The sequence below is a fragment of the Klebsiella sp. RHBSTW-00484 genome (assembly GCF_013705725.1).
GTDB lineage: Bacteria > Pseudomonadota > Gammaproteobacteria > Enterobacterales > Enterobacteriaceae > Klebsiella.
This window is the reverse complement of record NZ_CP055481.1, coordinates 3,109,243-3,136,208: the sequence shown is the minus strand read 5'-3', so window position 1 is coordinate 3,136,208 and position 26,966 is coordinate 3,109,243. Positions and strand designations below refer to the sequence as shown.

Here is a 26,966-nt window from a genome sequence, read left to right as displayed (position 1 = left end):
CCCATTTATTCTGCGATGCTGCTGGAATAGTGAACATCAAAGTGTTGCACAACGGACCTGGCTTCCGTAAATTCATGGATATGAACCTTGTCCGTATATGGAAAATATCATGGATGTGACCGCACTGAAGAAAACCACCCTGACCGAACAGATTATGGAGCAGATAGCCTCGCAGATCACCTCCGGAAAGCTGAAGCCCGGGCAGCGTTTGCCGAATGAACGGGCGATGGGTGAGATGTTCAATGTCACGCGCAGCCGGGTGCGCGAAGCGCTGCGCGCACTGTCGCTGATTGGGCTTATCGAGATAAAACCAGGCGATGGCAGCTATGTTTGTGAGAACAAACCACAGCTGCCTGAAGAGACGATGACCTGGATCTTCCATAAGGAGATTCATAACCTCGATGAAATTTATGCGGCGAGGAAGCTTATAGAAGAAGAGGTTTATCTCACCGCGATAACCGTAGTGACTCACGACGACCATATCCGTTTTCAGGCGATAATTGACCAGATGGCGGAACTGATTTCGCAGGATGGTCAGCCGGAGGCCTATCACCAGTTGCTTGATGAGTACGATCTGCTAATGGGACGCCTGTGCGGCAACCAGATTTATGACAAGTTAATGCAGACTATCGTGATGCTGCGTAAGGAATTTTCGCGCAAATTACTGAATGCCGACGGTGCCATGGCGCACAGCTTTAAGCTGCGACTGAATATTCATGAAGCCTTTGTTCTGCGGGATAAGGTTCAGTTGCGTAAAAATCTCAAGTCGTTCTATCAGTCTTCACGCAAATTCTATGATCGCATCGCGGATAATAAAGATAACTAATATGGCCAAGGTTAAATCTGCTGAAAGATCGTTTCGCCTTCTGGAGCTGATTGCCAGCCACCGCGAGGGGCTAAGTTTCACCGACCTGCAAACCAGCCTCGACATCCCCAGAAGCTCCGCCCACAGCCTGATTCAGGAATTTCTCGATAACGACTATCTGCTGTATATGCCGGATACACGGCTATATCACGCGGGTCTGGCGCTGATAAAAATCGCCGCTAATTGCATTGAGAGCACCGACCTGGTTCGCGATCTGCGGCTGTTGACCGCTTTTTTAAGTAAGCGTCTGGGCAAAACCAGCCACGCGGCGATTCTCGATGGTAAGCAGGTGGTCTATCTGGCAAAAGCATTGGCTCAGGACGATCTCTCACTGATGCGGCATATTGGCAACCATCTCCCGGCGCACTGTACCGCCGTTGGCAAAGTGCTCCTTAGCCAATATCGCGATGAAGAACTTGTGCAGTTGTATGGCGACGCGCCGCTGGAAAAAATGACAGTGGACTCAATAAGTTCGTTACCGGTGTTGCTGGCGGAACTCCGTCAGGTACGCGAGCAGGGTTACGCGATTGAGCAACGCGAGGCCAATGAACGCGCGGCCTGCGTTGCGCTACCTATTTACTCCTCAAATGGCAAAATGGTGGCGGCTTTTAGCGTGACGTTTCTTGCTTACGAATGGGAATCACTGGTGCTGGAGGACATTCTGCCAGTGATGAAAGAGTGCCGGATACTGGCGCAATAGTCGCTGCCCCCCCCCGGGTCGCGGCCGTCTTCAGCCGTCTGCGATCCCGTAGCCCGGGCAAGGCGCATCGCGCCGTCCCCGGGAGGAAGGCCGCAGGGGAGCAGAATTTCCCCGGAAGCGATGCTGCGCATCTGTCCGGGCTACCCGTCTTCAGCCGTCTGCGATCTCGTAGCCCGGGTAAGAGCGCAGGGTGTGATGAAATTACCCCGGATTATGCGCGCCAAGTGGTGGTGCGCCCACGGTGCTGGTGAAGATCTCGCCGTCGATTTTTATCGGACAGCGGGTGGTTTGCAGGGTTTTCCCGCTCTGCAAACGCACTTCCTGTAGCATCTTCAGCGACTGAAAACCTTCGCTGGCAATGAGCTGCTCCCAGTCCATTACCCGTGCGCACCAGATATCCTCCGCTTCCAGAATACTCAACCACTCCTCGCTCTTTTTGTGCCGCAAATGGTCGAGCAAAATTTGCTTGATCTCATCTCGCCGGGTAAACCACTGCTGCGGCTCGTTAAATTCCAGCAGCGCGGTGCAGCCCAGCAAATTTCCCAACCGGGGGATGGGGGCCATCGCCAGCGCAATAAAACCATCGGCGGTGGGATAAATGCCGTAAGGCGCGGAAATATAGGCATTGGCGTTATTGACCGCGCTTCTCGTTGGCGGCTGTCGTCCATCGTTCAGCCAGGTGGTGAGAACTTCAAACTGCAGATCGAGAATAGCGTCCAGCAGGCTCACCTGGACCAGGCATCCCGTGCCGGTTCTCGCCCGCTGTACCAGAGCGGCCATCAGGCCCTGAACCAGATATTCCCCGGCGAAAATATCGCAGACGGACAGCCCAAAAGGAAGCGGCGGTTGATCCCGGTTGCCGTTGAGCCAACACAGACCTGAGAGTGCCTGCACCAGTAAATCCTGACCAGGACGCGAAACCCAAGGGCCGCTGTCGCCGTAGCCGGAAATTTCACCGTATATCAGACCGGGATTGATCTCCCGCAGCGACGCATAGTCCAGGCCGAGCCGCGTTGATACGCCCGGACGGTAATTAAAGATGACCACATCTGCCTGCTCGAGAAGCGGCCGCAGCCTGCTTTTTTGCGCTGCATCTTTGAGATCGACGGTGATGCTTTTTTTATTGCGGTTAATGGCGTGGAATAACGAGCTGTCGCCATCAATTTCCAGTTCGGAAATGTAGAGCTTGCGGCAGATGTCGCCGCCATCGGGATTCTCGATTTTGATTACGCTGGCCCCAAGGTCGGCAAGCCGAAGCGCAGCCGACGGGCCGGAAAGGAACTGGCTGAAATCCAGTACATTAATACCTGACAGTGGTTTCATTTCTCTGCCTCCCGTAAATGAAAATCGGCCTGAATTTGTGCGCTACTTGCGCCTAACGCTGGAGCCGGGCGGGAAGAGGAGGCGCGTGCGCCATTAAAGCGCAGCGGGGATTTCAGCATCGCGATCGTGTTGCCGTCCTCAAGTTTGACATGCTGGATCATATCCAGCGCCTGGAATCCCTCGCTTGCCGTCAGCGTTTGCCAGTCGCAAACTTCAGCGCACCAGTAACCCGCCTCCTCAAGTTGGGTGACCCAAAACGCGGCGCTATCTGTCGCCAGAATCCCAGCAATCACCTGCTTGATCTCATCCCGACGGCTGAACCATTCGTCCGGTTTGCAATATTCGGCGAGCGCGGGAGAACCCAAGATTTCGCCCAACTCAACCACTGAGCCCATAGCGAGCGCGATATAGCCCTGTTGCGTAGGATAAATACCGTAAGGCGCGGCGAGATAAGCATGGGCGTTATTTTCCGCGCTACGACAAGGCGGTTGATGTCCGTCGTTGAGCCAGGTGGTCAGTACTTCGAACTGCATGCTGAGCAGCGACTCCATCAGACTGACCTCAACACGTCCTCCAGGCTGAGTTTTCCCCCGACGAATCAGGCAGGCAAGGATCCCCTCGACCAGATGTGCACCGGCAAGTGAATCGGCGACCGAGAGCGCAAACGGCGTCGGCGGCTGGTCCTGATTGCCGTTGAGCCAGGTGAGCCCCGACATGGCCTGCACCAGCAGATCCTGACCGGGTTTTTTAACCCACGGCCCCTCGGTCCCGTATCCGGTCACGGATGCATAGACCAGACGAGGGTTGAGCGCCTTCACCTGTTCATAGCCAAGACCGATTTTGTCCATCACGCCGGGGCGAAAATTTTCGATAAGAACATCGGCCTGCGCGATCAACTGCTTAACCGCAGCCAGCTCCTGGGGCTCTTTCAGATTTGCCGTGTAGCTCTCTTTACCGCGATTAATAGTATGAAAAAGCAGGCTGTCATTATTAATCCACTGATTATTAAGGCTCAGGTTTCTGCTGGCATCCCCACCCTGAGGACGTTCCACTTTGATGACCCTGGCCCCCATATCCGCCAGGCGCAGCGCAGCGGAAGGCCCGGCCAGAAACTGGCTGAAATCCAGTACCACTAAACCTGTTAAAGGAAGCATAGTTACCCCATTAAGCCGCGTGATTTTTGATAAAGCGCGTTCAGGTGGGCAAAGACAGCAGCGCTGTTGCCACCGTGCATCACATACTCCTGAACCACATCGCCAGCGTGATCCTGAAAGTTCAAAAAGCCGCTGTAGCGCGGACGCTTTGCTGAGCGATCAAGAGTGGGAAGGGTGTCGATGAAGAAATCCAGACTGCGGCGATTCACCTCTTTATCAAGCCAGGCCCCGCGATGGCCCGGCTGACCGCCGTTATCAAAGAAGAGGGTTTTCTGTACCTCTGCCGAGGCGGTATAGCTGGCGTAGGCGAGGGCAGCCTCTTGATGCGGACATTTCGCGGAAATGGCCAGTCCCGTCCCGCCAAGCACGGTTTTCAGCGGCTCGCCGTGCCAGGAGACCACATCGGTCGCCTTCAGCAGGTGGCGAGCATATCCGGCGCGGGAATAATTTGAATAGCCATAGGCGAAGGGGCAGTAGCTCCACTCATCACGGGTCGAAAGCTGTTCGTGAACGGCGATAGGGTCGTAGTCAAAAATCTCTTTTGAACAGTGGCTGGCCAGTTCGCGCAGCGCTTCAAGCGCTTCGATGCCGGTGTCGCGGTGGGTAATGTTTTCCTCGTCAAACCAGGTGCCGCCGCGGGTGGCGCAGAGCATCAGGAAATCCATCAACAAGTTGATCGGGATCCCGGCGTAAATCACTTTGCCGCTGCGGGCAAGGCTGAGTAAGTCTTGCCAGGTTGCTGGCAGGGCGAACTGCCCTTGTTGCAGATGATCGGGCCGATAGACCGCGACAGGCGTGGCCGCATCAATGGCGAGGGCGCTTTGAAAACCGTTAAATAGATAGCTTTCGTGGGAGCCGCCTACCGAATTGGCCGCCTGATCGTCAAGATACGCTTTTGGTAAATGGTTTTGCAGAGGCAAAAGGATCGCTTTCTCCGCGACAAAGCCCGCCCACGGATGGTCAATAACCAGCAGGTCGTAATGCCGCGCCAGTTCATCCAAATCGCCATCGGCGAAGGCCTGCAATGAACGTTTTTCCCATAAAATTTCGATGTCGGGATGCAGTTCGCTAAACCGCTGTGCGGTTGCGACAACGGATGTGAATCCGCGGCTATGACCCCAGGTAATGCCCCTCAACGTCACCATAACAACTCCTTTTTGCAATGAACTTCACATAAAATTGGTACTACCGCACTACCATTGAGTCACAGCTACTGATACTTTTGTAGTCAGATTAGGTGAATTTGTGATCAGCATTGAAAAATAATAATTGAAGTTTTATTTCGATTGACCATTAAAAAAACGAGAGTTAGTTTTCGATTAGTTTTTATTTGTGGTCATTAATTCACATATATGAACAAAACAATGAGGATAATCCTTGAGTAAATAATCTAATTAACAGGAGATGCTCTATGCTAGCGGGATTTTTTGTATTGATGATCGCTTGTATGTTCCAGGGAAGCTTTGGGCTGGGGATGAAAAATTACCGGCCATTTTCCTGGGAAGCCTTTTGGGTGATATTTTCTATTATCGGCATACTGATCATTCCTATTGTCTGGACGTGGATTGAAGTTCCAGGATTTTTAAAATACATCCTGATGACGCCCGGTTGGATTTTAGCTATCGCCGCCGCCTGCGGTTTTCTTTGGGGTATTAGTGCCATCTGGTATGGTAAAGGCATTGATAATATTGGCATGTCGTTAACCGTCGGAATTAATACCGGGGTAGGATGCTCGCTCGGTTCGCTAATTCCGTTATTTATCCTTAACAAAATACCACCTGCTAACTCAATGAGCTGGCTGCTGGCCGGAATGGCGGTGATGCTAATTGGCGTAGGGGTTATCACCAAAGCCGGTATTCTCAAAGATAAAGAGTCAAAGCAGGATGCTTCGCGGGTCAAAAACGATAAATTTGTCAGCGGGCTATTGATGGCGCTGGCCTCGGGATTTGGTACCGCGGCGATGAACGTCGGCTATACCTACGCCAGTCGGGCCAGCGCGCTGGCAGTGGAAGATGGTATTAATCCGGTGAGCGCCAGCCTGATTGCTTACGTCATCGTTTTTGCCTCCGGCGGCTTCATATCCAATATCGGCTATGCGCTGTGGGTATTGAGAAAAAACAACACGTTCAGCGACTTCGCCCGCCCAGGTTCTTCCTTTGCATGGTTTAAAGCATTACTGACAGGAGGGATCTGGTTTGCCGCATTAGGATTATATGCCAAGTCCACAGCGCTGCTGGGCGAGCTGGGGCCGGTCATTGGTTGGATAGCGTTCCTCTCCGGGGCGCTGATTATTTCCAACGCCTGGGGACTCAAAACAGGTGAGTGGCAAGGCTATGAAAAGCCGAAAAAAGTTATGCTGCTGGGTAACGTTATTCTGGTTCTGTCCGTCGTTATCGTTGGATATGCCAACGGATTAGCATAAAGAAGAGGATAAAGAGATGACAACACAACTGAACATGCCGCAAAACAGTAAACCTATCGTCATTATTGGTGCTGGCGGTATTGTCACTGACTCACATTTACCCGCGTATCGCAAAGCCGGATTCCGGGTTCTTGGTCTGTATGACCGGGATTATCAGAAAGCACAAAGCGTGGCTTCGCAGTGGGATATTCCTCATACCTGTCAGACGATTGAGGAGCTGGTATCGCTGGCGGGATCCGAAGACTGCGTATTTGATATCGCCGTACCGGCCTCAGAAATTTTGCCGATTTTACAGAAACTCCCTTCGCAGGCTGGCGTATTGATTCAAAAACCGATGGGCGAATCCATTGAACAGGCGAAAGCTATTCTTGATTGTTGTCATGAGAAAAATATTACCGCTGGTATTAATTTCCAGCTACGTCGCGCCCCCTTTATGATCGCCGCGAAGAAAATGATTGATGAAGGTCTGCTTGGCGATATTCATGACGTTGAAATGCGAGTTATTTGTCAAACACCGTGGAATCTTTGGCAATTTCTTTTTGAGAAAGAACGGATGGAGGTTAATTACCACAGCATACATTATATCGACGCGATTCGTTTCTTCCTTGGCGACCCCCAGTCCGTTTATTGTAAAACCATGAAGCATCCTAAAATGATGGAGCTGGCGCAAACTCGTTCATCGATTATCATGGACTATGGCGATGTTATTCGTGCCAATATTCATACTAACCATGGTCATGATTACTCCCCGGACAAACAGGAATGTTTCTTCAAAATAGAAGGCACTAAAGGGGCTATTAAAATCCAGATTGGGGTTATTTTAAATTATCCGCAGGGCGCTGACGATAAATTTGAATTCATCCTTGATGATGGCAAAGGGTGGCGAACGTTAGCAATTGAAGGGACCTGGTTCCCGGATGCCTTTATTGGTCCGATGGCGGGGCTACAGTGCAAACTTGAGGATCCAAATTATATCTGGCTTAACGACATCAATGACGCCTGGAAAACCATGTGCGTGGTGGAAGCCTGCTACCAGTCAACCGTTAGCGGTGCGACAGCGGTGAAATACTGATTACTACGGGAGGTCTGGCATGTTGCACATTACCGATACGCATCTTCATCTATGGGATCTGTCGCGCTTTCGTCTGCCGTGGCTTAGTGCGGTTCCGGCGTTGAATCATGATGTTAGCTGGCAGGATTATCGCGCGCGGGTTGACCAGGAAAAGTGGTGTATCGACCGGGCGCTGTACGTCGAGGTTGACGTCGCGCCCGAGCAGCGAGATGAGGAAAGCCTATTTCTGCACGAACTCTGTGAAGATCCGGCGAATTTTGTCGAGGGCGGCATTATCTCCCTCGACCTGCAACAGCCAGATGCGGTCTCACGCTGGCTTGACGCCGGTAAGTACCATTCGGCGATCAAAGGTATACGCCACGTTTTGCATGTTGCCAGCCAGCGGCCTGGCGCCTGCCTGACCTCTGATTTTCTCAATAATGTTAATGCGCTGGGTAAAGCAGGGCTCTGCTTTGAGGTCTGCCTGCGCAATGAAGATCTGGCGGATGCGGTGGCGCTGGCTGAACGGACGTCAACGACCCTGGTGCTAAATCATATGGGCAATGTTGATAGCGTCCGGCTGAAGGAGGAGGCAACCTACGCGGCGAACTGGCGGCAACGTTTGCAGGCGTTGGCGCAGCAGCCACACGTCTGGTGCAAAGTCTCCGGGGTCAATATTCCCGTTGATGGCGATATCAGTCTGGTACGTCCGACCGTTGAACAGTGCCTGGAGATCTTTTCCGCCGACAGGATCGTCTTCGCCAGCAACTTCCCGGTTTGCTTACTGAATACCGGACTGATCCCGTGGGTCGATACGCTAATGCGCATTACCGAGGGGCAGGGCCGCGCCTGGCAAGAGAACTTTTTTAGCCACAACGCACACGAACTCTATCGGTTGAGGGAAGCATGACGCGCAGGCGTCTTTAACCGATATCTTTTAGAACATCAGGAGTGACACATGAGTACGAAATTTAGCGGCATTATTCCCCCGGTCCCTACATTGTTTGATGAGCACGAGCAGTTGGATCGTCCGGCGATGTCGCGGCTGATTGACCATCTGCTTGCCAGCGATGTGGATGGACTCTTTTTTCTCGGCAGCGCGGGCGAATTCGCCCATATGTCTGATAGCCTGCGCCTGGAGGTGATGAAGTTTGGCATTGAGTACGTCGCGGGACGTAAACCGGTACTGATTGGCATCTCGCACTCGGGAACCCAGGCGACGATTGAGTTTGGTCGCAAAGCGCTGGAGGCAGGTACCGACGGCGTGGTAGTGATCAACCCGTGGTACAACCCGTTGGCCGATGAATATCTTTTCGAACATTTCCGCTATATCGCCGAACAGCTACCGGTACCGATCATGCTGTATAACTTCCCGGCGCTGACCGGTCAGTCGATCCCTGTTTCCTGCATCCAGCGTCTGGCGGTGGAATGCCCGAATATCGTGGGTCTGAAGGATACCGTTGATACCTTAAATCATATTCGCGAAGTGATTCATGCGGTGAAACCGCTGCGCCCGGATTTTGCTGTGTTCTCCGGATATGATGAATATCTGTTTGGCACCCTGATTTTAGGCGGCGACGGCGCGATCCCCGCCAGTGCTAACTTTGCCCCGGAGCTGACCTGCGGCATTTATCAGCACTGGTGTAACGGGGAGCTGAGCGAAGCGGTCGCGTTGCAGCAGCGGTTGTCCTGGATCCCACCGCTCTACGGCCTGGATGTGCCTTTTTATAACGTCATTAAATACGCATTACAGCTTATCGGCCTTGATGTGCCGGTGAATTCGTTGCGCCCGACCGGACCATTAAGCGAAGAGCGGAAAATTAAAATTCGTGAGGTGCTGAAGCAAAGCGCCATCATCTAATCAGTTTACGAGGGATAATATGAAAGCCATTCAACGTTTTGGCGGTGTTATTCAGGTTAAACCTGAAAAATATGCTTATTATGCGCAACTGCATGCTAATCCCTGGCCTGAAGTGAATGCCATGATTAAAGCCTGTAACATCTCAAACTACTCTATTTATTTTAAAGATGGCTGGCTGTTCAGCTATTACGAATATCACGGCGATGATTATCAAAAAGATATGGCGAAGATGGCCGCAGACCCGGTAACACAGCGTTGGTGGGAAGAGTGCATTCCGTGCCTGACGCCCCTGGAAACCAGGAAGGAAGGGGAGTTGTGGGCATCAATGGAAGAGGTTTATCACCTGGAGTAACCGCCTGAAGAGGTATGAATTATGTTTATTGATAAATATTTCGAAGATTTTTCCCTGTCTGAATGTCGGACAACAACGGGGCGCACCATCACCGAAAGCGATATTGTTATTCACGCCGGGCAGACCGGCGACTTTTATCCCCATCATATGGATGCCGAGTGGTGTAAAACTCAGCCTTTTGGCCAGCGTATTGCCCACGGTACTTTAACCTTTGCCGTCGCGGTTGGCATGACGGCTGGCGTTATTAATTCCAAAGCGATGACCTATGGCTATGAGAAATTACGTTTTCCGCATCCGGTTTTTATTGGCGATACCATTCGGGTCAATATTTCTATTAGTGAAATGAAAGATCACCCGCGTAATGAGAAATACGGCTTTGTGACGGAAAAGCTGGAGGCTTTGAATCAGCGCAACGAGTGCGTCATGGCGACGCAGCATGTGCTGCTGGTTGAAAAACGGAATATTGGCGAATAAAAGTGCGCGCCTGTCCGGACCTACGACTACCGCATAACATGTTGATATTGTGGTGTTGTCGGCCGGACAAGGCGTTAGCCGTCACCCGGCAGAAAGACCTACCCAGTGTACGTTGGTTATTTATTTAATAACATGACCGATCATTTGAATAAAACGCAACTGCTTACCCGTCTCCTCATCTCCCCAGGCCGTATCGGCTGCGGCAAACACATTTTCGCACTTCTGCCACTCCAGCCACGCCTGGCGACCGGAGGTCATGTGGCGACACTGGCTGATGGTCAGATATTGGCTCTTAGACCACACAGAGCGCCAGCGGTCGGTGGTCAGGAGATTCACGCCGCTATCAATAAGAGAACGCATTTCAGGGAGTGCTTCTGCGTTTTGAGTACGCAACCCCGGGATAATGACGGCCACCATGCCGCCATCTTTGATATACGGCGCGATGCATTGATCAATAAAAGAGCGATCGGTGCCGAAGTAGTGCCAGGCGTTAATACTGACAACCGCATCAAAAGCGTCGCGAGCGAAGATCCCGAGCCCTGGGGAGGCGCTGATGTCGAGATTGATGGGCATAATTTTGTTCTCCATGCTAGCGGACGCGAAGCGACGGGCATTATCATCAGCGTTAACCCACAAATCCGCAGCCACAACTTCGACGCCAAATTCGGTTGCCAGATACATTGATGACAGCCCCGTACCACAGCCCAGATCGAGAATACGCATGCCTGGCCAAAGTTCCAGGGATCGGCTGAGTTCCTCTACCAGTCTCAGCACATTCGGCCCCATCATATTCTGATTAAGATAATCTCTCGGGCAATTTTCTGGACTAAATTTATTCATTACTAAAGCCATCCCTTAAAAATACTGTAGCCGACATCCCTTTCACAGAAATACTAAACAAACCTTAAACGGCAGTGGTATAATGCTTTGAAGTTTTGTAAAAAAGATAAAATAAAACAGACAATAAAAATAAGACGAAATCAAATCAGGATAGAAAACTCCGAATATACCTTTTGAAAGCCAATGTGGCGAATTAACTCGTTTATATATAGGATTTTTCCATCTCAAGATATAAACTGCAAATCATTGATTTAATTGAAATTTAACAAAATTAAATGTTTAATTTATCTTATCATTAGAATTTCCTTATGTGAAAATCTGTATTTTGGTTGAACATTCTGTTTTTGCAGGTTGAAAGTATTTTGATTCAGAATAATTACGTGTTGGTAGTGCGATTAATTGACGGACGTCAATTAACAACCACCACTTCTGTCACAGTTATAGCTTTTGGTGTAAAAATCAGGAACTTTTCATTTCAAGTCATCTTGAGAATTATCGCATAATGGATCCGCTCAGAAGGCATCTGAGATTTGATATTCTTTTAATAAATAATAGTTAGGGACGAAATAATATGAAATTAAAATTACTAACAGTGGCCGTCTCTACACTTCTTGCTGCAGGAACTTTGCAGGCAGCTGAAGTGTATAACAAGGACGGAAACAAACTCGACCTCTACGGGAAAGTGACCGGCCTGCATTATTTCTCTAGCGATAAAGATGAAGATGGCGACCAGACCTACGCGCGTCTGGGCTTTAAAGGTGAAACGCAAATCACCGATCAGCTGACCGGCTACGGTCAGTGGGAATATGAATTCAGCGCTAACAATGTTGAAGGCAACAATTCTGGAGACAAAACGCGTCTCGCGTTCGCTGGCCTGAAGTTTGGCGAATATGGTTCTCTGGACTATGGTCGTAACTACGGCGTTGCTTACGACATCGGCGCATGGACCGATATGCTGCCAGAGTTCGGTGGTGATACCTGGACGCAGACGGATGTCTTCGCCACCGGTCGTACCACAGGCGTTGCGACTTACCGTAACAACGGGTTCTTTGGTCTGGTCGACGGCCTGAACATTGCCGCACAGTATCAGGGCAAAGAAGAAGGTCGTGATCTGGCGAAACAACATGGTGATGGTTGGGGTCTGTCTTCAACTTATGAGTACGAAGGATTTGGCGTAGGCGCAGCCTATGCGGCTTCCGACCGTACCGATGCTCAGGTTAAAGCTGGTCGTGATTATCCAAACGCCTACGCTCGTGGTGAAAAAGCGGAAGTGTGGGCTGCTGGTCTGAAGTACGATGCCAACAACATCTACCTGGCGACCACCTATGCTGAAACCCGCAATATGACCAAGTTCGGTAATGGCTATATCGCTAACACCGCGCAAAACTTCGAAGTGGTTGCCCAGTATCAGTTCGATTTCGGCCTGCGTCCGTCCATCGCCTACCTGAAATCAAAAGGTAAAGATTTGGGCCGCAACGGCGACCAGGATCTGGTTGAATACATTGATGTAGGCGCGACTTACTACTTCAATAAAAACATGTCTACCTATGTGGACTACAAAATCAACCTGCTGGATGACAATACGTTCACCAAAGCTGCCAGCATCAGCACCGACAACATCGTTGCTGTAGGTATGACCTACCAGTTCTAAGTCACGCGTTTTACCCTACAATGCCTGCCAGCTAACCCTCCTGGCAGGCATTTTTTTTGGGGGAAACAGGACGATAAAAAACCCGACGCCGTTTCCAGCGCCGGGCAGGGAGAGAAGGGCAATTTAAGGCGCAGTACTGAAAAACTCACCGAATTTCACCGCCAGCCAGCCAACCGGGGTGGTTGCTCCTCCGACGATATTAGTGATTTCAGACATCCCTTCCGGCACCGGAATATTAGAGTTGACCGCTGCTTGGGTGTACTCTTTCGAAATATCCGTCCCGACGTACAAAATGCAGGTTATCACCAGCGTACCGGTAATAAACATGCGGAACATATTGCGTTTACAGAACGGCGTAACCATTGCCAGCAGGAACATCAACGAGGCCAGGTCGACAAACGGTAGCACGCGGTTGCCCGGCAGGATAATTGACAGCACTACCGCCATTGGGATCAACAGCAGCCCGGTCGCCAGCACCGAAGGCTCGCCTATGAGCAGCGCGGTATCCATCCCGATATAGAAATCGCGGTTAGGGAACTTAGCCTTCAGCTTAGCTTCAGCGGCATCGCGAACGATCAGTAAACCCTGAACTAAAATTTCGATCATTTTTGGTAGCAGCAGCATAGCGGCGGAAACTTTAATCGCCAGCGACACCGCAGCTGAAACATCGTATCCGGCAAGGAAGGCCAGCAGCAGTCCCAGCACGAAGCCCAGGGTCAGCGGTTCACCAAAGACGCCGAATTTCTTATTAATACTCTCCGGGTCGAAATTAATTTTATTGATTAGCGGGATCTTATCAATAATATAGTTACAGGCAATACCAAACGGGACATAGGTTATACAGGTAAGATGGGGAAAAGAAATCCCTTTAAGATTATAGTTTTTTTGTAAATATGGCGCGGTTAAATCTGCTGCCAGCAGGGTTAAGACAAATATACCGAAAGTAATACCCACTGAGAGCCAGTAGTTACCGGTTCCGGCATACACTACCGATCCCATAATCAGGAAAATCCAGTAGTTGAATATATCGATATTAACCGTTTTGGTGAGTTTGAGCAGCAGCATGGCAATATTGATAACGATAAAACCGACTACCACCGGCAGCATCAACGGCGAACCCCAGCCGATGGTCGAAGCGGTCGGCCAGCCAGTATCCACCACCGTTAGCTGCAGGCCGATGCGTTCTACCATCGCCTGCGAGGCCGGGCCGATGTTGGTTAACAGCAGACCAATCACCAGGCCAACCCCTTCAAAGCCGATCCCCACGAGCATCCCGGCTTTAAATGCGGTGCCGATTTTTACCCCAAAACAAAGTGCGATAATAAAGAATATTACTGGCATCATTACTGATGCCCCCAGACTAATAATGCTGTTGATAATATCCATAGAGATTCCTTAAACAGGCGGCTGAATTGGGCGCGAGCGAACCCGTGCCCAATGGGCCGTATAAAAATCTTAATCGGTTCTTTTAATACTTAGCCGAGTTTCTTTAATAAGATCTCAGAAAATAACTTTGGCGAATTGCTGAATGCGTCAATCGTGCTACCGGCAATATGCGGCGTTATCGTGACGTTATTCAACGTATAAAACGCGCTATCGTCCGGCAAAGGTTCATCATCAAAAGTATCCAATGCTGCGCCCATAATTTTTCCTGCCTGAAGTGCGGCAATCAGATCCTGTTCGTTGATTAACCCAGAGCGTGCCGTGTTGACAATAATGGCGCTCGGTTTCATTAGCTCAAAATGATGGGCGTTGATCAGGTTTTCGGTTTCCGGCGTCATGCGGGCGTGTAGCGACACGACATCCGCCCGCTGAACCAGTTCGTCCAGCGAGTCCACCTTTTCATAGCAATCGTGCCCGGAGACGTATTTATCATAAAAGATAATCTCGCTTCCGAAACCGCGCAGGAACCCGGCGACCAGCTGGGCGATGTGCCCCAGCCCGACCAGGCCGACCACTTTACCGCCCAGTTCAGGAATGGCCTGGTGGTTAGGGCTGTCTTTGCGCCAGAACTTATCGCGCAGCGCGTCGTGCGAACGAGCGATATTGCGCATTTCTGCCAGGATCATGCCGACGGTAAACTCCGCCACGCTGCGGGCGTTACGCCCCGGTGTGTTCATGACCTCAATTCCGCGCGTATTCGCCACTGCCTGGTTGACGTTTTCAATTCCGCCGCGCAGCACGCCCACATACTTGAGCTTTGGCAGTTTATCGAAAACTGCCGCATTAACCGGGGCGAACTGGGTTATCAGGATCTCAACGTCCTCTGCCCCCTGGAGCAGGGCGGCGGGCAATGCCACCGCTTCAGCGCCTTGTTGCTCAACCTGTAAATTGTCCTCCTGTAGCTTTTCGATTGATTCATGCGACCATTCGCGAACTTCCACCTCGATACCTTTATCTTTAAGCGCTTTCAGACCTGCGTCCATCATCGCTGTATTGATAAAAAGATCAGCAATTGCCAGACATTTCATAATGATTCTCCATAAATTAACGCATCAACATACCGCCGGTGACATCCAGAGTTGCTCCCGTCATATAGCTGGTTTTAGGAGAAACCATGAAGACCCCAATGTCGGCAATTTCCTGCGGCTGGGCCACCCGGCCCACCGGAATACGGCTGACGTAATAGTCAGGGTTTTGTTCAATGTTTTTACGGATCATCGCGGTATCCATGATGCCGACGGCGATGTTGTTGACATTGATTTTTTGTTTTGCCACTTCACGCGCCAGCGAGATAGAAAAGGCCACCAGGCCCGCTTTACTGGCCGCGTAGTGGGCATGGCCTGTGGTTGAGCCGTGGAAGGCCGCCTGGGAAGTAATGTTCAGAATGCTACCCGCCTGATCTTTACTCAGACAGTGATTCACAAACAGCTGGCTTAAGTGGAAGACCGCCTTCAGGTTGACATTCATCACCTTGTCCCAGTCCTGCGGCGTGATTTCGGTGACGTAGCCACTCAGCCAGATCCCGGCGTTGTTAACCAGAATATCGGCATTACCCAATTTCTCGATGCAGGTGGCAAACAGATTCTCCCGGCTTTGCTCATCGGAAAGATCGGTTTTAACCGCAATAATCTCGACGTTGGTGATGCTTTTCACCGTTTCGACCAACTGCTCCGGGCACTCTTCATCACGCATATACGTGAAGCAGATGTTGACTCCCTCTTTGGCCAGCGAGAGGACAAACTCTTTGCCGAGTCCCGTTGCGCCGCCGGTAACGATAGCTGTGCGATGGTGTAAATTCAGATCCATACTTTCCTCACTCAATGCGTGATGTAGTTACTGCAGCTTTTCCACGGAGACTGCATTTCCGATAACAGGTTTTTGTAGAGCTGATACTTATCCTGATAGACCTTGTTGTTGTCCGGATTAGGGGCGACGGTTCGTGAAACGTGAACCATCTCGTTTGAGGCGGCAAAGACATCATCAAACCAGCCAACCATCACTGCTGCGGTCATCGCGGTGCCCAGCGTGCCGTGTTCTTTAACGTCAACAATCTCCAGAGTGGACTGGAAAATGTCGGCAAAGACCTGTAGCCAGACCGGGGAGTTGGTGACGCCGCCCGCAATGCGAATAGTGCGGCTTAAATTTGGGTTGATATTGCGTAAACGCTCGGTGTGATAAAGATGACTGAACGCGACGCCTTCGTAGATTGCACGCAGGAAATGCGCCTTTTTATGGAAACTATTGAGTCCGATAAAACCCGCTGAAGCATCCGGGATGGTGTTGGATCCAAATACAAACGGGAAGAACAGCAAGTGGCTTTCATCGGCGGTGGTTGTAGAGACCAGTTCATTGCACAGCTCATAGACCGATGATCCCTGCGCCGCAGCGGTTGTGCGGTCACCTTCCATAAAGTTATTGATAAACCACTCAAGATTGCTGGCGGAAGTCGGGCTGGCCTCGGTGATTAACCATTTGCCCTCAATCGGGTAGATCGAGGTCATAAACAGATCTTTATCGATAACGGGATGGTCGGTCACGTATTCGTTGATGCTCCAGGTCCCGGTGATGATCGCCAGCTTATCCAGGGTATTGATACCGGAAGCGACGGATGAAGCGGAGATATCAAAGACGCCGCCGGAGACCGGCGTTCCCGCGCATAACCCAGTTAATCGGGCCACTTCATCGGTAATATAGCCGCAGCAATCTGTGGAAAGCTTAATCGGCGGGAGTTTGTCGCGAAGCTCGGCGAGCCCCCACCAGGCCAGCAGCGATGAATCATAATCACGGTCGCGGACGTTGATCAGGTTGGTGCCTGAGATATCGGTGAGTTCGAGGAAGGCGTCACCAGTCAGGTAAAAACGAATCAGATCCTTGACCATAAAAATGTAGCGCGCCTTACTCAGCGTTTCAGGCTCGTGGTCTTTTAGCCAGGCGAGAAGGGCAACGGGCTGCCCGGCCCAGATTGACTGCATGGTTTTTGGCAATATATCGGTCAAGAACGTTGGTTCGCGGTACCACTTTTCAACGTACGCTTTCGCCCGGCTGTCGGTGGAAATAATCCCGTTACGCACCGGCGTACCGGTTTCGTCCACCATATACAACCCGTTGCCGTGGCCGGTCACCGCCACGCCTGTAATCTGGCTGGCGTCAATACCGGACTGGGCAATAGCTTTTTTGATCACTTCAACGTTTGCCGCCCACAGTTCGTTGATATCGCGCTCGGTATGAAATTCCTTTGGCGTTAGCATTTGCGTTGATTTTGAGGCGATGGCCACCACGTTGCCGCTGCGGTCATAAATAGCCGCTTTGGTCACGGTGCCGCCATTATCAATACCCATGACATATTGTTGGTTCATTTTCGTGAACTCCTTATTAGTTACCATAATCCGGGTTCGCTGGTGGTGATACCCTTAAATCCGGCATGGAATATTTTATCGACAAGGTATTTCCGCTTAACAAAGCCTCCGGCGATGAATATCACATCAAAGCCTTTTAAATTCCGGCTAATCAATTCCAGACACTGGCAGGCATATTCAGCAGGTAAGATCTCAATTGCATCCGGCGGGTTATGTTTAACAATATCGATGGACTGATCCAGCGAACGCGAATCGATAAGCAACACCCGAAAGATTGTTAACAACCCCTCTTTTTTGGCAAATCGTAGGGCCGAGAGATTGGACGAAATAACACCATCAACCTTGTAGTAATTTTTTAACAAACTGATCCCCGCCTGGTCTGGCTTAAAACCACCCAGCAACTCCAGATGAATAAGGACTTTCTTGCCACTTTGATGGCATTTGCCAATCAGTGATTGCAAATTTCCGATATTCGCTTCGGATAACAGTACATATTCTGAAGGGCAGGCTAACGCCTGTTCAAAATGTTTGTATTTTCTAACTGACGGTATGATGGTGTTATTTAAAAACATATTAGTATCCGTGTGATTAAGCCATGTAGAGGCTGTATGCATCTTCCGCTGTGGCATTTTCATGGATGATGGCATTCAGACCTGCTACTACTTTTGCGGGCTGTGGGTCCTGGGTAATATTACGGCCCACCGCTACGCCTTTTGCGCCAACCTGCATGCAGTGCTCGACAAACTTGAAGTAGCCATCAATACCGGTTTTTGGCCCACCGAGCGCCAGTACCGGCACGCCGCTTGCTTCAACAATCAGTCGGTCATCCGCGGTACCAGTGAAGCGCGTTTTGATAACATCAGCGCCAAGCTCAACAGCGATGCGCGCCGAGGCGGCGATAATGGCCGGGTTGTTGGAGTCATCGCTGGTGACGGGGTAGCCGTACGGTAGAGATTCAACGATCAGCGGCACATTCCAGCGGTCAGCGGCCTGCGCCAGCTGCATCGCCATGATGTGCGTTTTCTCTTCATTGAATGCACCGGGGAAGGTCATGCAAACCACGCCTTCGGCACCGACTTTCAGTGCATCTTCGATGGAAAAAACCGGAGTCGTATCGGGAACGGTATTATCAAAAATACTCACCGTGCTATCGACGCGTAATACAACGGGAACGCAATTGAAAACCTCGCGGAAATTTTTGAGCATGCCATAAGTAACCAACGCACAATCCAAACCACTCTCCACCAGGGTAGGGAGCTGGTTTATTGTATTATCAATACCATTTGTTTTGGTTGAAAAATAGTAGCCATCCAGTGCCAGAGTGACTGATTTACCATCTTTTGCGAAAATGCGAGAGAGACGACGTTCTTTAGACATTTTTTTACTCCTGAGATAGAAAAACAAAAAAAGCCCTCAGAGACTTTCGTCTCTGAGGGCTTTCGATTCACTTACCCTTTTGATAACCGTTCAGTAATCCAAACCATTATCAATTAAATTTTTTTAGCTTATTGGGAAGGGTTTAAATTCTGTTTAATTTAAATCCATTCTCCTGCTTGATTAAATTACTAACATGCTTACGATATTACTGTCCAACGCTTGTTTAGAAAATGAGAGATTCATCACAATATTTCATTAAGGTTAATCTGAGATGGAATGTGTGACCGAAAATATGGGTTTATTCGGATAACAGGAGGGTTTCGAGCACAAACTGCGCCAGAAATAACAATGTAGCAATAAATGCAAGCCATTTCACCGGACGAAATTTGTGTTGCGGAATTGATGTGTAACGTAGGTATGCGAACCATTTTCTCTTTTTCATTAATGACATCCTGTCCCTAAAAATGATGTCGACTCAGACGACAAATGTACACGTAACCTGATATTAGTGAATCAGACGACAATATCCATAAATAAATTAGAGTGGTTTAGGTTTCATTCAATTACCTCGACACAAATTATATGGCGAAAAATGGTCAGATGACCTGCGTATGAGCCATCTCGCAGGTCATCATCAGCATCCAAATGGATTCACAGCTCGTGATCCCACGGCGGATTCGCTCCTGGCCTTGAGACCGTCACCGCCGCCGCCCGCATACCGAGGTCAACGGCATGACGCACCTGCTCACGTGACAGCGTCACTAGTTTGCTTTTCTCAAGACATTGCGCCTGAGACAGGCTGGCTAAAATCCCGGCATTGACCGTATCTCCGGCACCGACGGTGTCAGCAACGTGCACGCTGACGCCGGGAACATGCAGTTTGAAGTTAGCCGTCCACGCATCAGCACCATCCGCACCACGGGTCACAACGATAAGTTTTGGACCCAACGTCAGCCAGCGGGCAATAACCTCATCTTCGCTTGCGCGCTCGCCAAACCAGGCAAGGTCTTCATCCGACAGTTTGACAATATCCGCCAGCGCTATCATCCGCATCATACGGGCCAGATGCTTCTCCCGGTCCTGGATAAAGATTTCACGGATATTCGGGTCGAGGAACATCACCCGGCGCGGGGCTTCTCTCGCCATCAATGATTCATAAACGCTGCCGCACGGTTCAGCTATCAGGCTGATGCAGCCGAATAAAACGGCGGTAACGTCGTCGCCCAAATTGGGCAGATCGCTTTCTGCCAGCATTCTGCCCGCGCTGTTTTCATCGTAAAAGGTATAGCGTGCCTGTCCGTGTACCAGCCTGACGAAGGCCAGCGTCGTCGGCAGCGGCGCTCGCGTGGAAGGTGAGAAATCAACCCCGGAAGCTTCAAGAGACTGGCGTAGCATATCGCCCATAAAATCATTTGAGAGACCGGAAAACAGGCTCACCGGCATTCCCTGGCGACCCAATGCGATCGCGGTATTAAACGCCGCACCGCCGACGCAGGGAATAAATGCTGAGGCATTCTCACGGGTTCGACAGGGCAGCATATCGATTAAGGCTTCTCCACAGCACAGGATCATTGGTCGTCTCCTTTGCTCACTGATATGTACGGCGGCGTTTCAAGTTGATTGGCAATATGCATCCAGTTATCGGCAAATATTCCGCAGGCAGTTTTGATATCAACCCCAACAGGCAGTTCTGGGCACTCGTTTTCGCCGTTACTTCCCCAGTTGACCCATCCTGACTGACGGCGCTGGACTATCTGGAAAGCGCCGGAGGGTTGAGAAGTCCACCAGATCATTGCCCGACCGCTTGCTGAATCATATTCGACGGTTTTGCTGGCCGGACCGGGAAAAATGGTTTCATCGGGCACGGCGGAAACATCCACAGGCAAATCGGTGAGTATCCACTCTCGTTCATTCAGATCGGCCCTGAGGTGCGCTCTGGCGCGGACTAAGCCAAGTCTTTCACGGATCTCAACTTCATCGAGCACGTTCTCCCAGCGACAGAACATTCGCCAGTAAAGATCCCAGTGGGCAGACGCCATATCGCTAAGTTGTTCGCGGAATTCGGCAAATTTCGGGCTTTGATTCTCTGAGGTAGTGACGGTATGGGCGACCATCGCGACCAGCTCTTCGGCGTAGGGGTCGCCTGCGCGATAGCGGGTGCCGCCGTGAGCGGCGAAGCGATCGAATACCAGCTTTCCGGGGCCACTTTCAAACTCGTCGCCAACGGTAATTTTATTGGTCACCGAGCGTCCGTTAATCACGGTTGAAAAATCATCTACGCAGTAGCGGCGCTGAAACCACGGGGTATTCCAGCTGAATTTCCAGTCAATAGAGAAATGCTTACCGCGTAGTTCCGGCAATAAACCATCGGGAATCGTTCCATGCATTCGATAGTGATGATAGACCGGACCTTCTTCGATCGTTTCAATATCAACGAGGGTATGTTCAGGCGGGTTAATCAGGCCGTTTTCGGGGGTAAAGAACGGGCCGTAAAATCCGCCGATGGCATTATTTCCGGAAGGAAGAAGTTCGATGTTGTCCTCCCGGCGGCGGAAGTGGCGCAGACCCCACTTGGATGAGCCTACCCCCTGAGCGGTTCCCCGGCACATTTCCAGATCAAAGCAGCCGGTATTAAGACGGGCAAAGCAATCTGCCTCTTTACCGTCCAGTTTTTGAATGCCCGTGGCCTCACGGGTTTCGGCATCAGTGCAAGGACGCTCAAGTCGTAAATGAAGCGTGCCGGTAAAGCTGACCGTAGCGATGAACGTTGTACTATTTTCCACCACCGAATGGTTAAGCCGTTGGCAAAGGATCCGCTCTCCCGTTTCGGCAGTGGCCCACCACAACGGTTCTGGCAAAATGTCCGGGATAGTGAACGTAATGGGTTCATGATCCCGAAGGCCGTTGAGCGGGTCTTTTAGCGTAATTTGGTATGTCATGGCCATATACTCCATCAGAATTTAAGCAAGCGAAAACCCGCCGCCTGAGCGGCGGATAAACAAAGCGTCATGGAAAATTAGCGTGGTCGGGCGAGCTCTTTTTTCCGCCAGAAGGTGAACAGCTCCGGATGCTGCTTCAGCCCGTCTATCGCCACGGCGAGTATGATGACGATGCCTTTGATTAAAAGTTGGGTGAAGAAGGGGACGCTCAACAGGATCAGCCCGGTGCTAAGTACGCCAAGGATCACTGAGCCTATCAGGGTGCCGATAATCCGCCCGCGTCCACCGGCAAGGCTGGTGCCCCCCAGGACGACCGCCGCAATCGCGTCCAGTTCATAGCCCGTCCCGGCGGTAGGTTGGGCGGAGATGACCCTCGCGGCAAAGATAATGCCAGCTAAACCTGCGCAAACACCGGCAATCATATAGACGGCGGCAAGAACACGTTTCACCCGTACACCGGCAAGACGAGCAGCCTGAGCGTTGCCGCCGACGGCATAGATATGACGCCCGAATCGGGTACGCTCAAGGATGAACCACGCCAGCAGATAAACCACCAGCATGATAATCACTGGAACAGGGATACCGGCGATATAACCATTTCCCAGTTCGCGGAAGCTGAGACTACTCGAAACAATGGGTTGTCCTTCGGTAATGGTGTAGGCCATACCGCGAAGAAACGTCATCGTGCCGAGGGTTACAATGAAGGGGGCGAGGGCGAGATAAGCGGACAGGACGCCATTGAGCAGCCCGCAGAGAGCGCCAACGCCGACGCCGGCCAGAATCGCCAACGGTGCCGGGATACCGGCCATCGCAGCAACGACCGAGACCACGCCGGAGACGGCGACGATGGAACCGACGGATAAATCAATGCCGCTGGTTAAAATCACGAAGGTCATGCCTGCTGCCAGGATGGCGTTAACGGAAATCGATCTGGCAATATTCAACAAGTTATCGACCCGATTGAAGTTAGGGGCAAAGGTCGACATCAGGATCAGCAGTACCAGCAGAACGATCAGGATCCCCACCCGATCCCACCATTTTGCAAAATCAAACGGCGCGTTGACCGGCAGTTCCGTCACTGGTTTATTGTGGTCCATGGCATTCTCCGGGTTGACTGGTGAAGGTTCCTGTTGCGTGCAGCATCACTTCTTCTTCCGTTGCTGAATGTGAAGGTAACTGGTGAACGATACGGCCAGCGCGCATGACCAGTAGTCGGTCGCTGATCCCAATGGCCTCGGGTAGGTCGGAAGAGATAACCAGAATGGCTTTTCCGGCGCGGGCGAGCTTGTCGATCAGTTCGTATATTTCTCTTTTCGCGCCTATATCGACGCCGCGCGTGGGTTCATCGAGGATCAGCAACCGTGAATCGCGTAGCAGCCAACGCGCCAGCGCCGCTTTTTGTTGGTTGCCGCCGGACAGGGCGCTGACCGGTAGCTCGACTGCATTTTCTCGCAACCGAAGTCTGCGCATCTGTTCGAGAACCGCCGTGCGGATGGATTGACGTTTGACGACGCCGCTGGCGACAAAGTTATCGAGAGAGCTGATATCAATGTTGTGCTCAACCGAGTGCCCCAGGAACAGTCCCTGCGTTTTTCGGTCTTCAGTCACCATCCCAATACCTTCTGCGATGGCGGCGGTAGGGTCTGAAGGATGGATCGCCTTGCCATCAATATGCACGCTACCGTGGGTTCGCGGATCGGCACCGAATAATAGCCGGGCGACTTCGGTGCGCCCGGAACCGACCAGTCCGGACATGCTGACCACTTCTCCGGCCCTGACGTCAAAAGTCACCGGGCCGGTTGCACTACCCGCCAGCTCCCTGACGTCCAGCAGCACATCTCCAGGCGTGCGGGGTTCGTGTTGATACAAGTCGACAATTTGCCTTCCCACCATCATGCGTACGATATCAGTGGTGGAGACGCTGCCCATGGTTTCCGTGCCGATCCAGGTGCCATCGCGGAACACCGTTACCCGATTGGCCAACTGCCATACTTCTTCCATGCGGTGTGAGATATAGACCATCCCGACGCCGTCCTGACGCATCTGTTCAATCAAGCGAAATAATTGCAGCGTTTCCGTTCGCGACAGGGCCGCTGTTGGCTCATCAAGCACGAGCACTTTGGCGTTTTCACTGACGGCACGGGCGATTTCCACCATCTGCTGGCGCCCGATACTGAGCGACCCGAGCGGTGCATGCGGGTCAATATCCGCATTGATGCGATCCAGCTTATGCTTTGCTTCCCGGTACATCCGTCTCCGGTCGAGAATACCGGCAAAGGTCGTAGGCTCCTGACCGAGAAACAGATTTTCCGCCACCGTCATATCCGCAACCGTATTCAGTTCCTGGTGGATAATAGCGATACCTTGCTTGCGGGCATCACGAGGTGTGCGTATATCAATCTCATGCCCATCCTTAAAAATGGCTCCGCTGTCGCGCTGCTCATTTCCGGAAAGAATTTTCATCAGCGTGGATTTACCCGCCCCGTTTTCACCCATCAGGGCGTGAACCTCTCCGGCAAATAAATCAAAACGTACGTTGTTCAGCGCCAGCGTCGCGCCGTAGCGTTTTGAGATCCCCTCAAGCCGGAGCAGGGGTTGTGATGATCTGTCGGTCATTGTCTTTACCCTCCGGGATGAACCCAATATTCATCCCGTTTGTCACGTCTCAGAGTGATGTTTTACCAACCCGGATAGCTACTCACGTTATCGCGCGTGACCAGTACGCTGGGGATTAAAATGGTATGGGAAGGTACGGGTTTATTCGCCACGATATCCTGAGCAAGCGATATGGCCTGGCGGACCATTTCTCCTGGGTTTTGCGTTGCGGTACCGATAAACGGTGAGCCGCTGCGTTTTAGCTCATCAACTGCTTCCGGGCTGCCGTCTACGCCAGTGACTTTGATAGTGCTTGCTTTGCCCGCCTGTTCAACGGCCAGTACGGCGCCCAGAGCAGAGGGATCGTTCATGCCGAAAATACCGGAGACATCCGGGTTGGCGGTGAGCATATCGGTGGTGACCATCAGGCCGGAAGCACGGTCGTTGCGCGATGCCTGCTGACCGACGATTTTGATATCCGGGTATTTTTTAGCGACGTTTTTACACCCTTTAATACGGTCGATAATCGTCTGGATCGGCGTTCCATCAACCAGCAGCACTTTGCCTTTGCCGCCCATCTGGCTGAACAGATATTCACAGGAGGTTTCTCCGGCCTGGATGGCGTTGGTCATGATGGCGGCGTCAGCACCTTTAGCGGGCGTATCGACCGCAATAACGATGATGCCCGCGGCTTTTGCCCTTTGAATTGCGGGCTCAATCCCGGATTCGTCAACCGCAGAGATAATAATGAGATCCATTTTTTGCTGAATAAACGCATCAATCTGGGTGTTCTGATTTGCTAAATCGACCTGCGCGTCTTGTACGTTAATGGAGGCACCGATCTCACCAGCAGCTTGCTTAGCATTTCTCTCCATTGCCGAAAAGAACGGGTTGGACATGTCCTGCACCATTAGTCCAATACGGGCAATTTTTTTGCCCTCCTGCGACGCGGCGCTGGCGGTGGGAGAAAAGCCGGTCATGGTGGCAATGACCGCTGTAACCGCGACAGCCAGCCATGCTTTGCGAAGTTTAGTCATGTTCTGCTCCTGTAATTATCTCGTTGTATGACGGTACGGCCAGGTATGGGGGAACCTCAGAAATAATCCCCTGATGTTGTTTTGTAATATTGGCTGAACGCTCAGCCATTATTTAAATATACCCGTCATACTTCAAGTTGCTTATGTGTTGGCTACACTCGCTCACCCCAGTCACATAGTTATCTATGTTCCCGGGGATTCACTCCCTTGCCGCCTTTAAGCAACTCGAATTATTTAGGGTATAGATGAAAATGCGTCTTTTATTTCTTATTAGTTTTGCTACAGCCGCAGGACTGGCGAACAACCAGTTCGGCGGGCACTCTGAGTTGCGTTGTGGTGTCTCCTTTTCCTTCTTCTTTTATTAATCGGATCAGCATTTCTGCAGCCTGCTTGCCAATTTCTTCACTATTTTCATTCAGTACGGTGAGCGGTGGATTTAGCAGCGGCGCCCAGTCAAATTCGTCATAGCCAATAAGGGCTATATCGTCGGGAATGGCGATTTGCCGTTGCTGAAGCTGTTGAAGCGAACCCAGCAGAATAGGGTTGTTACCGGCAATAAGTACGTCGGGCAACTGCGCCTGGCTATCGAGGTATTGACTCAGTTTTTCAGAAGCTGAATGCGCGTCGTTTTCGGTTTCCAGCACTCGCAGCGTTGCGCCGCAGCATTCTGCCGATTCGCGGATCCCGCGTTCGCGTTCAAAGCGTGTCGTCCAGCGTTCAGGGTAGATAAGCAGCAGCCAGTTTTTATATTCGTGCTGTGCCAGATGTTCCCCGACTAACAGGCTGGCATGATAATTATCGGTGGTCACGCTGGGAAAATTATGATCGCCCCGAGGAGGGGAATCGACAAAAACCACCGGAATATCCCATTTAGCCAGCAGACTCAGGCTCTCCGGATGGAGCGTCACCGTCGAAATGATACCCGCCATTCGGGATTCAATCAGACGGTTAATCATGCGATCTTCCTGGGTCCGATCGTAGATACCGTTTACCGCAATATCCCCAAGAACCACGGTCCATTGCGAAGGTTGCAGCATATGCTGAATCCCGGACATCAGGTTGAGGTAGTAGGAGTTCGAGGCGTGTGCGGTGATAACCGCCACGGAATCCCTGCTGGAACGGCGTAGCGCCTGGGCTGCACGATTAGGGACATAGCCAAGTTCCCGCGCCACCTTGAGTATCAGTTCCCGGCTGTCATCCGCAACGCCATCTCCGCCGTTTAGCGCACGTGAGACGGTAAACATTGAGAATCCTGTTGCCTCACTGACGTCCCGCATTGTCGCTTTTCGCATTTTCCACTCTCTATCTTTATGAGCATCAACTGGTGATATAAACGATTATTCCATTAACCTAAACGTTTATGATGTAAAACATAAACGTTTAGGTTTGTTAGAACAGTGAGCGGTTTCTCGTTTTGTGAACAAGATGTAATCAAGGTGGTTTGTGAATGAAATTTGATATTTATTGATTTCATGCATGATTGAACGCTCAATCATTTTGTTACTCTTGGCCTATTCGTTCGCAGT

Annotated in this window: 25 protein-coding genes; 9 read left to right on the top strand and 16 right to left on the bottom strand. The window is 51.2% G+C overall.

Annotated elements, in window-relative coordinates:
- Positions 1 to 109 precede the first annotated feature (109 nt).
- Both HV213_RS14950 and HV213_RS14945 read left to right on the top strand, forming a co-directional pair.
- Complete coding sequence (locus tag HV213_RS14950) at positions 110 to 826, top strand: FadR/GntR family transcriptional regulator (protein ID WP_181486276.1); 717 nt, start codon at positions 110 to 112, stop codon at positions 824 to 826.
- Between the two features lies 1 nt (position 827).
- Positions 828 to 1,565, top strand: a complete 738-nt coding sequence (locus HV213_RS14945) for an IclR family transcriptional regulator (RefSeq protein ID WP_110274678.1) — start codon at positions 828 to 830, stop codon at positions 1,563 to 1,565.
- 201 nt (positions 1,566 to 1,766) lie between these two features.
- Here the strand turns inward: HV213_RS14945 and HV213_RS14940 are convergent, their stop codons facing one another.
- From HV213_RS14940 to HV213_RS14930, 3 genes are read right to left on the bottom strand one after another with little or no spacing between them, the layout of a single operon-like run.
- Positions 1,767 to 2,888 (bottom strand): CaiB/BaiF CoA transferase family protein, encoded by a 1,122-nt coding sequence (locus tag HV213_RS14940; RefSeq protein ID WP_181486275.1) that lies wholly within the window; start codon positions 2,886 to 2,888, stop codon positions 1,767 to 1,769.
- Positions 2,885 to 4,042 carry a CaiB/BaiF CoA transferase family protein gene (locus HV213_RS14935; RefSeq protein ID WP_181486274.1) on the bottom strand — a complete coding sequence of 386 codons (1,158 nt, stop codon included), beginning with the start codon at positions 4,040 to 4,042 and terminating at the stop codon, positions 2,885 to 2,887. Before HV213_RS14935 ends, HV213_RS14940 begins: the two co-directional genes overlap by 4 nt.
- A gap of 2 nt (positions 4,043 to 4,044) precedes the next feature.
- The gene (locus tag HV213_RS14930) at positions 4,045 to 5,187 is read right to left on the bottom strand and encodes an extracellular solute-binding protein (RefSeq protein ID WP_181486273.1); all 1,143 of its coding nucleotides are present in this window, start codon (positions 5,185 to 5,187) and stop codon (positions 4,045 to 4,047) included.
- Positions 5,188 to 5,453: 266 nt separating this feature from the next.
- Here HV213_RS14930 and HV213_RS14925 point away from each other — a divergent pair, with 266 nt between their 5' ends.
- The 6 genes from HV213_RS14925 to HV213_RS14900 are packed head-to-tail and all read left to right on the top strand — an operon-like array spanning position 5,454 to position 10,202.
- Entirely contained in the window at positions 5,454 to 6,464 is a 1,011-nt protein-coding gene (locus tag HV213_RS14925) for an L-rhamnose/proton symporter RhaT (protein WP_110274674.1), read from the top strand.
- A gap of 16 nt (positions 6,465 to 6,480) precedes the next feature.
- Positions 6,481 to 7,536: a Gfo/Idh/MocA family protein gene (locus tag HV213_RS14920; RefSeq protein WP_181486272.1), complete on the top strand. Its 1,056-nt coding sequence runs from the start codon at positions 6,481 to 6,483 to the stop codon at positions 7,534 to 7,536.
- A gap of 19 nt (positions 7,537 to 7,555) precedes the next feature.
- The gene (locus HV213_RS14915; RefSeq protein ID WP_181486271.1) at positions 7,556 to 8,425 is read left to right on the top strand and encodes an amidohydrolase family protein; all 870 of its coding nucleotides are present in this window, start codon (positions 7,556 to 7,558) and stop codon (positions 8,423 to 8,425) included.
- Between the two features lie 48 nt (positions 8,426 to 8,473).
- Positions 8,474 to 9,376, top strand: coding sequence for a dihydrodipicolinate synthase family protein (locus HV213_RS14910; RefSeq protein WP_181486270.1), 903 nt, complete (start codon positions 8,474 to 8,476; stop codon positions 9,374 to 9,376).
- Positions 9,377 to 9,395: 19 nt separating this feature from the next.
- Positions 9,396 to 9,728, top strand: coding sequence for an L-rhamnose mutarotase (locus HV213_RS14905; protein WP_197975062.1), 333 nt, complete (start codon positions 9,396 to 9,398; stop codon positions 9,726 to 9,728).
- 21 nt (positions 9,729 to 9,749) lie between these two features.
- The gene (locus HV213_RS14900; RefSeq protein ID WP_181486269.1) at positions 9,750 to 10,202 is read left to right on the top strand and encodes a MaoC/PaaZ C-terminal domain-containing protein; all 453 of its coding nucleotides are present in this window, start codon (positions 9,750 to 9,752) and stop codon (positions 10,200 to 10,202) included.
- Positions 10,203 to 10,322: 120 nt separating this feature from the next.
- Here the strand turns inward: HV213_RS14900 and HV213_RS14895 are convergent, their stop codons facing one another.
- Positions 10,323 to 10,925 (bottom strand): SAM-dependent methyltransferase, encoded by a 603-nt coding sequence (locus HV213_RS14895; protein WP_249415945.1) that lies wholly within the window; start codon positions 10,923 to 10,925, stop codon positions 10,323 to 10,325.
- A gap of 688 nt (positions 10,926 to 11,613) precedes the next feature.
- Here HV213_RS14895 and ompC point away from each other — a divergent pair.
- Positions 11,614 to 12,693 (top strand): porin OmpC, encoded by a 1,080-nt coding sequence (gene ompC, locus HV213_RS14890; protein ID WP_181486267.1) that lies wholly within the window; start codon positions 11,614 to 11,616, stop codon positions 12,691 to 12,693.
- Between the two features lie 123 nt (positions 12,694 to 12,816).
- Here the strand turns inward: ompC and HV213_RS14885 are convergent, their stop codons facing one another.
- The 12 genes from HV213_RS14885 to HV213_RS14830 form a co-directional block, all read right to left on the bottom strand.
- On the bottom strand, positions 12,817 to 14,079 hold the full coding sequence (locus tag HV213_RS14885) for a PTS galactitol transporter subunit IIC (RefSeq protein ID WP_181486266.1): 1,263 nt from the start codon (positions 14,077 to 14,079) through the stop codon (positions 12,817 to 12,819).
- Between the two features lie 89 nt (positions 14,080 to 14,168).
- On the bottom strand, positions 14,169 to 15,164 hold the full coding sequence (locus tag HV213_RS14880) for a 2-hydroxyacid dehydrogenase (RefSeq protein ID WP_181486265.1): 996 nt from the start codon (positions 15,162 to 15,164) through the stop codon (positions 14,169 to 14,171).
- Between the two features lie 16 nt (positions 15,165 to 15,180).
- The gene (locus HV213_RS14875) at positions 15,181 to 15,942 is read right to left on the bottom strand and encodes an SDR family NAD(P)-dependent oxidoreductase (RefSeq protein ID WP_181486264.1); all 762 of its coding nucleotides are present in this window, start codon (positions 15,940 to 15,942) and stop codon (positions 15,181 to 15,183) included.
- A gap of 11 nt (positions 15,943 to 15,953) precedes the next feature.
- Positions 15,954 to 17,492, bottom strand: coding sequence for an FGGY-family carbohydrate kinase (locus HV213_RS14870; RefSeq protein ID WP_181486263.1), 1,539 nt, complete (start codon positions 17,490 to 17,492; stop codon positions 15,954 to 15,956).
- A gap of 20 nt (positions 17,493 to 17,512) precedes the next feature.
- Positions 17,513 to 18,064: a glycerol-3-phosphate responsive antiterminator gene (locus HV213_RS14865; RefSeq protein ID WP_181486262.1), complete on the bottom strand. Its 552-nt coding sequence runs from the start codon at positions 18,062 to 18,064 to the stop codon at positions 17,513 to 17,515.
- Positions 18,065 to 18,080: 16 nt separating this feature from the next.
- On the bottom strand, positions 18,081 to 18,869 hold the full coding sequence (locus tag HV213_RS14860) for a class I fructose-bisphosphate aldolase (RefSeq protein WP_112214963.1): 789 nt from the start codon (positions 18,867 to 18,869) through the stop codon (positions 18,081 to 18,083).
- A gap of 651 nt (positions 18,870 to 19,520) precedes the next feature.
- Complete coding sequence (locus tag HV213_RS14855) at positions 19,521 to 20,441, bottom strand: carbohydrate kinase family protein (protein WP_181486261.1); 921 nt, start codon at positions 20,439 to 20,441, stop codon at positions 19,521 to 19,523.
- The gene (locus HV213_RS14850) at positions 20,438 to 21,808 is read right to left on the bottom strand and encodes a hypothetical protein (RefSeq protein WP_181486260.1); all 1,371 of its coding nucleotides are present in this window, start codon (positions 21,806 to 21,808) and stop codon (positions 20,438 to 20,440) included. The genes HV213_RS14855 and HV213_RS14850 overlap by 4 nt, the downstream gene beginning before the upstream one ends.
- Before the next feature lie 77 nt (positions 21,809 to 21,885).
- Positions 21,886 to 22,905 carry an ABC transporter permease subunit gene (locus tag HV213_RS14845; RefSeq protein ID WP_181486259.1) on the bottom strand — a complete coding sequence of 340 codons (1,020 nt, stop codon included), beginning with the start codon at positions 22,903 to 22,905 and terminating at the stop codon, positions 21,886 to 21,888.
- Positions 22,892 to 24,424 (bottom strand): sugar ABC transporter ATP-binding protein, encoded by a 1,533-nt coding sequence (locus tag HV213_RS14840; RefSeq protein ID WP_181486258.1) that lies wholly within the window; start codon positions 24,422 to 24,424, stop codon positions 22,892 to 22,894. The genes HV213_RS14845 and HV213_RS14840 overlap by 14 nt, the downstream gene beginning before the upstream one ends.
- Before the next feature lie 62 nt (positions 24,425 to 24,486).
- Positions 24,487 to 25,440 carry an ABC transporter substrate-binding protein gene (locus HV213_RS14835; RefSeq protein ID WP_181486257.1) on the bottom strand — a complete coding sequence of 318 codons (954 nt, stop codon included), beginning with the start codon at positions 25,438 to 25,440 and terminating at the stop codon, positions 24,487 to 24,489.
- A gap of 260 nt (positions 25,441 to 25,700) precedes the next feature.
- On the bottom strand, positions 25,701 to 26,732 hold the full coding sequence (locus tag HV213_RS14830; protein ID WP_181486256.1) for a LacI family DNA-binding transcriptional regulator: 1,032 nt from the start codon (positions 26,730 to 26,732) through the stop codon (positions 25,701 to 25,703).
- Positions 26,733 to 26,966: the final 234 nt, after the last annotated feature.

Coding starts and splice junctions, on each gene's coding strand:
- HV213_RS14950 (WP_181486276.1), top strand. CDS start 110: ATGGATGTGACCGCACTGAAGAAAACCACCCTGACCGAACAGATTATG.
- HV213_RS14945 (WP_110274678.1), top strand. CDS start 828: ATGGCCAAGGTTAAATCTGCTGAAAGATCGTTTCGCCTTCTGGAGCTG.
- HV213_RS14940 (WP_181486275.1), bottom strand. CDS start 2,888: ATGAAACCACTGTCAGGTATTAATGTACTGGATTTCAGCCAGTTCCTT.
- HV213_RS14935 (WP_181486274.1), bottom strand. CDS start 4,042: ATGCTTCCTTTAACAGGTTTAGTGGTACTGGATTTCAGCCAGTTTCTG.
- HV213_RS14930 (WP_181486273.1), bottom strand. CDS start 5,187: ATGGTGACGTTGAGGGGCATTACCTGGGGTCATAGCCGCGGATTCACA.
- HV213_RS14925 (WP_110274674.1), top strand. CDS start 5,454: ATGCTAGCGGGATTTTTTGTATTGATGATCGCTTGTATGTTCCAGGGA.
- HV213_RS14920 (WP_181486272.1), top strand. CDS start 6,481: ATGACAACACAACTGAACATGCCGCAAAACAGTAAACCTATCGTCATT.
- HV213_RS14915 (WP_181486271.1), top strand. CDS start 7,556: ATGTTGCACATTACCGATACGCATCTTCATCTATGGGATCTGTCGCGC.
- HV213_RS14910 (WP_181486270.1), top strand. CDS start 8,474: ATGAGTACGAAATTTAGCGGCATTATTCCCCCGGTCCCTACATTGTTT.
- HV213_RS14905 (WP_197975062.1), top strand. CDS start 9,396: ATGAAAGCCATTCAACGTTTTGGCGGTGTTATTCAGGTTAAACCTGAA.
- HV213_RS14900 (WP_181486269.1), top strand. CDS start 9,750: ATGTTTATTGATAAATATTTCGAAGATTTTTCCCTGTCTGAATGTCGG.
- HV213_RS14895 (WP_249415945.1), bottom strand. CDS start 10,925: ATGCGTATTCTCGATCTGGGCTGTGGTACGGGGCTGTCATCAATGTAT.
- ompC (WP_181486267.1), top strand. CDS start 11,614: ATGAAATTAAAATTACTAACAGTGGCCGTCTCTACACTTCTTGCTGCA.
- HV213_RS14885 (WP_181486266.1), bottom strand. CDS start 14,079: ATGGATATTATCAACAGCATTATTAGTCTGGGGGCATCAGTAATGATG.
- HV213_RS14880 (WP_181486265.1), bottom strand. CDS start 15,164: ATGAAATGTCTGGCAATTGCTGATCTTTTTATCAATACAGCGATGATG.
- HV213_RS14875 (WP_181486264.1), bottom strand. CDS start 15,942: ATGGATCTGAATTTACACCATCGCACAGCTATCGTTACCGGCGGCGCA.
- HV213_RS14870 (WP_181486263.1), bottom strand. CDS start 17,492: ATGAACCAACAATATGTCATGGGTATTGATAATGGCGGCACCGTGACC.
- HV213_RS14865 (WP_181486262.1), bottom strand. CDS start 18,064: ATGTTTTTAAATAACACCATCATACCGTCAGTTAGAAAATACAAACAT.
- HV213_RS14860 (WP_112214963.1), bottom strand. CDS start 18,869: ATGTCTAAAGAACGTCGTCTCTCTCGCATTTTCGCAAAAGATGGTAAA.
- HV213_RS14855 (WP_181486261.1), bottom strand. CDS start 20,441: ATGATCCTGTGCTGTGGAGAAGCCTTAATCGATATGCTGCCCTGTCGA.
- HV213_RS14850 (WP_181486260.1), bottom strand. CDS start 21,808: ATGACATACCAAATTACGCTAAAAGACCCGCTCAACGGCCTTCGGGAT.
- HV213_RS14845 (WP_181486259.1), bottom strand. CDS start 22,905: ATGGACCACAATAAACCAGTGACGGAACTGCCGGTCAACGCGCCGTTT.
- HV213_RS14840 (WP_181486258.1), bottom strand. CDS start 24,424: ATGACCGACAGATCATCACAACCCCTGCTCCGGCTTGAGGGGATCTCA.
- HV213_RS14835 (WP_181486257.1), bottom strand. CDS start 25,440: ATGACTAAACTTCGCAAAGCATGGCTGGCTGTCGCGGTTACAGCGGTC.
- HV213_RS14830 (WP_181486256.1), bottom strand. CDS start 26,732: ATGCGAAAAGCGACAATGCGGGACGTCAGTGAGGCAACAGGATTCTCA.